3 protein-coding genes and 1 pseudogene are annotated in these 6876 nt (G+C 52.6%); 1 reads left to right on the forward strand and 3 read right to left on the reverse strand.

Going from position 1 to position 6876, the window contains the following annotated elements; translation table 11 throughout:
- Positions 1 to 99: 99 nt before the first annotated feature.
- Positions 100 to 5436 carry a DUF4347 domain-containing protein gene (locus QUA38_RS10025; protein WP_333161341.1) on the reverse strand — a complete coding sequence of 1779 codons (5337 nt, stop codon included), beginning with the start codon at positions 5434 to 5436 and terminating at the stop codon, positions 100 to 102.
- A gap of 223 nt (positions 5437 to 5659) precedes the next feature.
- On the opposite strand from QUA38_RS10025, the gene QUA38_RS10030 reads away from it, so the two are divergent.
- Positions 5660 to 5884 (forward strand): hypothetical protein, encoded by a 225-nt coding sequence (locus QUA38_RS10030; RefSeq protein ID WP_333161343.1) that lies wholly within the window; start codon positions 5660 to 5662, stop codon positions 5882 to 5884.
- Between the two features lie 208 nt (positions 5885 to 6092).
- Here QUA38_RS10030 and QUA38_RS10035 read toward each other — a convergent pair whose 3' ends face one another.
- Together QUA38_RS10035 and QUA38_RS10040 are read right to left on the reverse strand one after the other, a co-directional pair.
- On the reverse strand, positions 6093 to 6452 hold the full coding sequence (locus QUA38_RS10035; protein WP_333039208.1) for an NIL domain-containing protein: 360 nt from the start codon (positions 6450 to 6452) through the stop codon (positions 6093 to 6095).
- Positions 6453 to 6609: 157 nt separating this feature from the next.
- A pseudogene (locus QUA38_RS10040) lies at positions 6610 to 6876 on the reverse strand (sulfate ABC transporter permease subunit CysW); the annotation flags it as partial.

The raw sequence follows: 6876 nt of genomic DNA on the forward strand, positions 1-6876 counted from the left end.
ACGGGGGCAGCCCCTACAAGAGAATGAAACAGCCCTGCTCTCTGCTGGGACGACAGGCAAGTGTAGGATCTGTTGCAACTGCCGAGTTTTATCTGCAGACTAAACCAGCAAGCTAAAACTCTGAGCCGATAACTGGGTCGGCTGTACGCCCGTCACTATAGCCAAAATCTGGTCGCTATTGGCAAGCCCGATCGCCGTCGAGCCATTAGTTTCGGTCAATGATAGTTGACTGAAGTCCAAGCCTCCCACCAACTTGAGCGAATCAACTCCTGCGGTGAAGTTGATAATGGTGTCAATTCCTCCGGCCGCTGACAAGACAAAGCCATTGCTGCCACTGCCGCCGACGAGGGTATCGCTGCCAATGCCGCCAAAGAGCAAGTTATCGCCGGTGTCACCAAAAAGCAAATCATCGCCGCTGCCGCCAATTAAGGTATTGTTACCCTCGCCACCGCAGAGAGTGTCATTGCCTTGATCGCCAAATAGCACATCGTCGCCAGCGCCTCCCAAAATTACGTCCTCGGCTTTGCCCCCGTACAATAAGTCATTGCCTTCGTCGCCAGAAATAGAGTCATTGCCACGATTGCCATAAATCGTATCGTTACCGCGATCGCCAAAAATCAGGTCAAACCCTTTGCCACCGAAGAGAGTATCGCTATCGATGCCTCCGTAGAGAGTATCGTTGGCCGTATTGCCATTAATGTAGTCACCGCCCCCTCGGCCAAAGATCAAATCGTTGCCGCCCAATCCGAAGATAGAGTCACTGTCGGCACTACCCACGATCGTATCGTCGCCGTTAGGGCCATTGATCACATTACCCGCTGAAGAAGTGCCGGGCTCATTGGGAGTAGCAATTCTGGGGAAGTTCTCAGGGCAAACCAAATCTGTCGGTACAGGTGCAGGCGTCGGTGCAGGTGTCGGTGTCGGCGTCGGTACAGGTGCAGGTGTCGGCGTCGTTACAGGTGCAGGTGTCGGCGTCGTTACAGGTGCAGGTGTCGGCGTCGGTGCAGGTTCAGGTGTCGGCGCCGGTGCAGGAGTCGGCGTCGGTACAGGTGGCAGTGGCGGCGGAGTAGGAGTCGGCGTCGGCGGAGTCGGCGTCGGCGCTGGGAAGTTCCCGAAGTTGATGCCAGTGACAATAGCGCCCGAAGTTAGCGTGATGTCGGCGGGTTCGGGTGTGCTTTGGGTAAACCCAGTTTGGTTGACTTCCCGGACACGGTAGGTTCCCGGCGTTAGGTTCGCGAACAGGTAGTTGCCACTGTTGTCTGTGGTAGTAGTAACAGGAGCAGGAGCAGTTCCAGCTACGACATTGGTTAACTGAATTTGGAAGTTGGGTAAACCCGGTTCTCCAGCATCCTGAGTGCGATTGTTGTTGGTGTCTTGGAACTTCAGACCTTGGATCGCCCCGGGTTGGGGCAGGAAGTTGCCGAAGTCAATGCCCGTGATGTTATCGGAGGGATTAACCGTAACGGGGGCGGGGTTAGGGGTCGTCTGCGTCCAGCCGTTTTGCTGGACTTCCCTTACCTGGTAAGTACCTGCGGGTATATCTCGGAGAGTGTAGTTGCCCGCTGCATCAGTGATGGTAGTCGGTTCGCCCTGCTGAAAGATGCCATCGGGATTGATACTGTCAAGGAATATTTGCCAGTTACCTAGCCCCAATTCTCCGGCATCCTTAACGCTGTTGTTGTTGAGGTCATTGAATTTTTGACCGCTGATTGTGCTCGACTGGAAGTTGCCGAAGTTGATATTAGCGATGTCTTGACCGCTGGTGACAGTGATGTCATCCGGGTCGGGGGTAGTTTGCGTCCAAGTAGGCTGCAAGACTTCCCGCACCTTGTAGGTTCCTGCTGACAAATCGAGAAATTTGTAGTTGCCTGTGGCATCGGTGAGGGTGTTCGGTTCCCCGGTGTCGAGAGTGCCGCTATCGTTGGTATCGAGGAAGAATTGCCAATTGGCAAGCCCTAGTTCCCCGGTATCTTGTACCCGGTTGTTGTTGAGGTCATTGAACTTCAGACCACTAATCGAGTTGGGCTTGAAGTTGCCGAAATTGTTGTTTTGGGAGTCTGTGCCGCTGGTGACGGCGATCGTAAACGCACCGGGAAGAGTAGGCGTAGCTGCATTGACAGGGGGTACAGTTTGCGTCCAGCCTGTTTGTGGCACTTCCCGCACTGTATAAGTGCCGGCGGGCAAGTTGGTGAACTGGTACTTACCGGCGACATCGGTGACGGCGGCGTTAGTGCCTGTTTCGGCGGCTACTGCGTCTTGGACGCCGTTGTTGTTGGCATCTAGGTAGATTGTCCAGCCTCCTAGGGGTTGTTCTGCTGGCGCATCTTGGATGCCATTTTTGTTGAGATCGTTAAATTTAATCCCGCTGATTTTGCCCAACTGAAAGTTGCCGAAGTCTTGAGCCGTAATGTTTGTGCCGCTGACCGGGTTAATTGGATAAAAAGTCGGGCCGGCGGTTTGTGAGAAACCAGTCGGCACATCTTCTCTCACAAAGTGCCTACCGCTGCCAACGTTAGGAAAGCTATACGCTCCTGGGGCCGCTGGCGCTGTCCCAGTAACTTGCGATGCGATTTCCGTGTCACCGGTATCTAAAGTGCTGTTATCGTTAGTATCTTTGAACAAGCGAACGGTAGTGCCGTTGAGAGGGGTGTCGTCAGCAGAGAAGCCGTTGCCTGTGAGGTCGGTGAATTTGGTGCCGCTGACGGTGATGTTTTGGAAAACGCCGAAGTTTTGACCGGTGACGGGAGTACCGCTTTGGGCACTAACGAGAATTGCGGCAGCGGGGAAAGAGATGCTGAAGTTGGCTGGGGCAGTGGCTTGTATCAGGTAATTCCCGGGGCCGATATCCGCGAATGTGTAATCTCCGGCTCCCGCAGTGGTTTGTGCAGTGCCGACAACAGTATCTGTGCCGACTTCTAGCGTGTTGTTGTTGTTGGTGTCTTTGTATAAGTTAACGGTGATGCCGTTTAATACGGTGTCATCGGGCGTGAAGCCGTTGCCCGCGAGATCGGTGTAGGTCTTGCCTGCGATCGATGTCCGTTGGAAGTTGCCGAAGTTGGCACCGGTGACATTAACAATACCCGTATTTGCCGGAGTCGGGCCGAGGGTCTGCACCCAAGCATTCTCAGGCGTTCCAGCGGGCGCGGCTTCTGTAATCGGAGTATCTGTTTTTACGTCGCGGAGGATGTAAGTGCCGTCGGCTGCGGTAGTAGCGCTCTTCGTGCCTACAGAAATCACCCAGCCGGGAAGACCTGGTTCAGTCGCCGCGGCACCTTGCAGGCTATCCCCGTTAAAGTCGTTGAATTTAACCCCTGTGACGATCGGGCCGTACTCGTAGGCGCCGATATCAACAGCAGTGCCGATCGTCCGAGGAAAGCCAGCACCCCGCTGGTCAGTCGCGCCAGCAGCAGCCGCAGCCGTGGCATCCCCAGTATCGATCGCCGGATTAGGAGTCCCAGTGCTGTCAGCCAAAGCATAAGTCACGGGAACGCCTGTAGCCTGGTTCAATCCTGGGGTAGGGGCGATGACATTTGCTAGAGGAACGGTCAGTTGCTGGGCGACAGGTAAATTGCTGCCAGCAACAGTCCCGATCAAATTGTTGATACTGGTGACCGCGAATGTCCCAAACACGTCAGGACTTGCGCCGCCGACATTACCTGCGACGATCGAATTTAGGACATTCACAGTACCGCCATTCGTCGCAATCCCCCCGCCGTTGGCAACAACAGGATCAGTACCAGCACTATTGCTAGTAATGGTGTTGTTAGTCAAAGTTGCTGTAGCGCCGCTGTTGACAAAAATCGCGGCCCCCGCGCCCTGGCCCGGTGTCGCCCCCGCACCGCCAGCCGCGCCTCCGGTTGCTGTGTTGTTGAACAAAGTGCTGTTGTTCAGGGTCAAACTGCCAGCATTAACAAAAATTGCGCCTCCCAAACCAGCACCGCCGCCACCACCGGCGGCGCTGCCTACGCCGCCCGGGGCGAAAGTTCCGACGGCCGTGCTGAGTCCGCCTACTGTACCGCTGCCGCCACCTCCTCCGAAACCGCCAGCGCCGCCGTTGCCGATCGCACCGACCGCAGCAGGGGCAGTAGCCGTACCACCAAAACCGCCAGCGCCGCCACCGCCACCAAAGTTACCAGCACCGCCTGCCCCCCCAGGCCCGCCAGCGCCGTTGCCAACAACTCCAGTACCCCCAGCACCACCATCACCGCCAGCACCGCCCCCACCGCCGAGGACGCCTACCGCACCGCTACCGCCTGCGCCGCCTGCGCCGCCAGTACCGCCTGCGAAGGTAGTGCTGCCACCGGGACCGCCCGGACCGCCTTGGCCGCCGGGAACGCCCGCTCCAAAAGTATTGTTAACGCCAGCGCCACCACTACCAGCGTTGGGTGCAGTAGCAGTACCAGCAGCACCAGGACCGCCCGCAGTTGTGAAGTTGAAGCCAGCAGTGCCACCGAAGAGGGTGCCGAAATCAGCGCTGCCACCAGCACCCGCTGGGGCAGCAGCGGTAGCCCCAGCGCCTCCTGTCGCGGTGTTGGCAGTAAAGGTCACGCTGTTAACTGTGACAGCTCCGTTGTTGATAAATAGTGCGCCTCCCATGCCGGCCCCACCGCCACCGCCGGCTGTACCGGCACCACCCACAGCGCTACCGTTGGCAATTGTCAGGTTAGAAATGCTGACAGCAGCACCGCTGTCTACAGAGAAGCCCCGGTTAGTGTTGAGATTTAGGGTGAAACCGCCACCGGTCAACGTGATGGGGTTAGTAATTCTGGGCAGAACTTCTCCGGGGGCGAAGGTGATGTCGCCAGTGATGGCAATCGTGTCGGTGTCGGTCAAAACATTTGCCACCAGAATCTTATCGCGCAGTTCCCCAAATGTGGCGACTAAAACTGCACTATAAGCTTCTCTCGCCTCTGCAGAAAATGCCAAAGGTGTTTTAATGTTTCCCGTAGTTACTTCGAGTTCCCAGTCTCCACCCAACGCAGCATTCCCAGTCAAGTTATCGGAAGCGGCAATATTTGCTCCCGTGAGCTGGCTCAGCCTTTCCACGAAAGCCACACCTGCTTCTGTGGCGGCGACGTTGCAACCGTAAAGCAGAATTTCGGGTTTAGCTGTAGTAATTGGAGAGTGAGAGTTTGCCTTGGCTGCTGGCAAAGCAAACCATGTTTCTAAATAATTGCGGTAGGTTTGAATGTTGCTGAGATTTAGTTCTGTTGCTCCCAGTTGCAAGCTGGCTGCTGCGCCGTGAGACAAAATGTGGACGGCTGCAATGTTTTGCCGCTGTTTAAGTGTTTCGGCGATTTGCTCGATGCCGTCGCGATCGGCTTTCAGAATAACAATTTCTGTATCGGGGTTGACCGTTTCTGTTAAACTTTCGCAATCTTTAACTTGTGAATCTGCAAAAACTATCTGGTGTTTCGGTTCTTTATAAAGTTCCACGTTCAAATCCTCCTGGTACACGCACACATCAAATTCATATCACAAACCAACCGCAACAGCGATCGAGCTTTTTCCGGTGAGTGCGGATGAGAGCCGATCGCCCCTAACTTTCACCTAAATTGAATATTGACAAAAACGTTTTTTTATGCTTCCATGCCCTAACTGAGTTAGTTTGATGGTTGAGAAGTGTTAGAGGGGAATATTGTTCCGGCTGTTTCCAAAAATGTTGGGCGAAACTTGTGCGCTGTTTTATGCTCTACCCGAGATGGATAAAATACCAGATTTTATAAAAATTGTCAATCAAATAATTAACCGACGGCGATCGATATTTGTGAGTCAAGAGTTATCAATCACGGTTATTAGCTGTAAGCTGATATTATTTGGTATTGGTTGGCTGCTGAATGATAGGTATGTGCGATCTAACAACCGCAATCAAATTGCTTGGTAGTAAGGAATACAAGTCGTCTGAGTTTTATGAGGACTTGCATTCCTCACTAGAAGCGTGATAACGGTAATTTTACAGGAATAGATATGCTGACTCATGACTAACATTCCTGGAGGCTATTAGACTCAATAAACAGGTTAGAATAAATAAAATTCTGCCTGTCAGTCCAGAATATTAACTCTTCCAATTGGGTGCGTGCAAGACTCACTAATTACCAAGTTTCTTCATCGGGATTATTGGAATTGCTCCAGATTTCCACATCTAAATCATTGAGATAAAGCAGAGCACTTTCAATCTGTTTACTTGTACCGTTAAGTTCCAAATCAAACCAGCCATCATCTAAAGTTTTGACACCTAACAAAGCTGCATTGAAATTCACCGTCAAACCGTATTCAGAAATCAAGTTAGAGATAACAGGTTCCTGATGGTACTCTTTAGGAACACGAATGCGAATGCGGGTTTGAGTTGGTCTGCTGTCACCACTATCAGACTTGGGAATATCTGATTCTTGGGTTCTGTGAAAATTGCCGATCGCCTCAAATTCAGATTCGCTAGTGTTATGAGCTAACATTTGGGCCTCCTAATGTTTGTTTGAGTTTACATTTTGCACCAATATCTTGTAGAGTGCGGATCTGCGAGATTTTCGAGCTGCCAAGCAGATTGTCAATAGCCACCCACCCTACTAATGGCTAACAACTGCGTAGAGCCTACAGCCTAATAACGGATGATTATTCTTCAACCTCCTTAATGCTAGTTTTTCGTTCCAAAATCTCTTTAAGCACAAGGGTAATAACTCCTAAAAAACCTAGAATTACCGCCGCTGAAAATGCGGCTTGCGTCGCGTACTGCTTGTAAGCATCCTCTACAAACAAAGGTAAAGTTTGCGTTTTTTTAGCAATATTTCCCGACACCACAGAGACGGCTCCAAATTCTCCCATTGCTCTAGCATTGGTCAAAATTACTCCGTAAAGCAATCCCCAGCGAATACTGGGAAG

Source organism: Microcoleus sp. Pol12B4 (assembly GCF_036701385.1).
In the GTDB taxonomy this organism is placed as follows: domain Bacteria; phylum Cyanobacteriota; class Cyanobacteriia; order Cyanobacteriales; family Microcoleaceae; genus Microcoleus.

Bases quoted from the DNA above. Each gene is read 5' to 3' on its own strand.
- QUA38_RS10030 (WP_333161343.1), top strand. From the start codon at position 5,660: ATGTTGGGCGAAACTTGTGCGCTGTTTTATGCTCTACCCGAGATGGAT.
- QUA38_RS10035 (WP_333039208.1), bottom strand. From the start codon at position 6,452: ATGTTAGCTCATAACACTAGCGAATCTGAATTTGAGGCGATCGGCAAT.